The following is a 1802-nucleotide window of genomic DNA, read 5'->3' as shown; positions in this document are numbered from 1 at the left end:
TCTCCCGTATGAATCCCGGAAGTTTGTGGCAGGTGAGTTTTAATGGAGCTGAGGCCATATCAGGAGGAGGCAAGGGCAGCGGTAGCCGCCCAGTGGGAAACGGGGGCGCTGCGTACGCTCCTGGTCCTTCCCACCGGCTGCGGGAAAACCATTGTGTTCGCCAAGATCACGGAGGACTGTGTGCGCCGCGGGGACCGGGTTTTGATCCTGGCCCACCGGGGGGAACTGTTGAGCCAGGCGGCGGACAAGTTGCACAAGGCCACGGGGCTGCGGTGTGCTGTGGAAAAGGCGGAGGAGAGCTGCATGGGGAGCTGGTACCGGGTCACAGTGGGCTCCGTACAATCCCTGATGCGGGAGAAACGGCTGGGACAGTTCCCAGCCGATTATTTCACCGCCATCATTATTGACGAGGCCCACCACTGCCTGTCGGAGGGCTACCGGAGGGTGTTGGATCATTTCCCGGAGGCGAAGGTGTTAGGGGTAACGGCCACACCGGACCGCGGGGATATGAGAAACCTGGGCGAGGTGTTCCAGAGCCTGGCCTATGAATACACCCTTCCCAGGGCCATCCGGGACGGGTACCTCTCCCCCATTAAGGCCCTGACCATCCCCCTGAAACTGGACCTTTCCACTGTGGGGGTACAGGCGGGGGACTTTAAGGCCGGGGAGATCGGCACCGCCCTGGACCCGTACCTCCACCAGATCGCGGAGGAAATGGGGCGGTACTGCCGGGACCGGAAAACCGTGGTATTCCTGCCGTTGGTTAAGACATCCCAGAAGTTCCGGGACATCCTCTGCGAGGCCGGGTTCCGGGCGGCGGAGGTCAACGGGGAGAGCGGGGACCGGGCGGAGGTCCTGGCTGACTTTGAGGCCGGCCGGTACGACGTCCTGTGCAATTCCATGCTGCTGACGGAAGGGTGGGACTGCCCGTCCGTGGACTGTGAGGTGGTGCTCCGGCCCACAAAGGTCCGCAGCCTGTACTGTCAGATGGTAGGGCGCGGGACCCGGCTGTTCCCCGGAAAGGACCACCTTCTCCTGCTGGATTTCCTGTGGCATACGGAGCGCCATGAGCTGTGCCATCCTGCCTCACTGATCTGTGAAAATGAGGAGGTGGCCCGGAAGATGACGGAGAATCTGGAAGAAAAAGCGGGCTGCCCGGTGGATCTGGAGGAGGCAGAGCGGCAGGCATCAGAGGATGTGGTGGCCCAGCGGGAGGAGGCCCTGGCCAAGAAACTGGCGGAGATGAAACGGAGGAAACAGCGCCTGGTGGACCCCTTGCAGTTTGAGATGAGCATCCAGGCGGAGGACCTTTCCGGATACGTTCCTTCTTTTGGATGGGAGCTGGCGCCGCCATCCGATAAGCAAAAGGCGACCCTGGAGAAACTGGGGATCGAGCCGAATGGGATTGACAATGCTGGAAAGGCAGCGAAATTGTTAGACCGGCTGGGCAAGCGGAAGGCGGAAGGACTGGCCACTCCAAAACAAATCCGAAGGCTTGAGATGTACGGGTTCCAGCACGTGGGCACCTGGCAGTTTGAGGCTGCCAAAAAGATGATTGACCGGATTGCTGCGAATGGATGGAGAGGGGCTCCACCGGGCGTAAACCCTCAGGAGTATCGACCTGACTGAGACTGAATAAATAAGGAGCAGAAATATGGAGAACAACCAGTATGACCTGTTGGAGGTCCTGGATTACATAGAGCCGGCGGAGTTGTCCTATCAGGACTGGATTAACGTCGGGATGGCCCTCAACTATGAAGGGTATGACGTCTCCGTCTGGGAGGAGTGGAGCCGGCGGGATC

Annotated in this window: 2 protein-coding genes; both read left to right on the top strand. The window is 60.3% G+C overall.

The window, feature by feature from the left end:
* The first annotated feature begins 42 nt into the window (after positions 1–42).
* Entirely contained in the window at positions 43–1629 is a 1587-nt protein-coding gene (locus tag B5E84_RS20160) for a DEAD/DEAH box helicase (RefSeq protein WP_087226750.1), read from the top strand.
* Between the two features lie 25 nt (positions 1630–1654).
* The coding region (locus tag B5E84_RS21455) for a PriCT-2 domain-containing protein (protein WP_143469295.1) at positions 1655–1802 on the top strand (148 nt) is incomplete at its 3' end.

Source organism: Lachnoclostridium sp. An14 (assembly GCF_002160755.1).
In the GTDB taxonomy this organism is placed as follows: Bacteria; Bacillota; Clostridia; order Lachnospirales; family Lachnospiraceae; genus Lachnoclostridium_A.
This window is presented reverse-complemented; position numbering and strand designations above follow the sequence as displayed.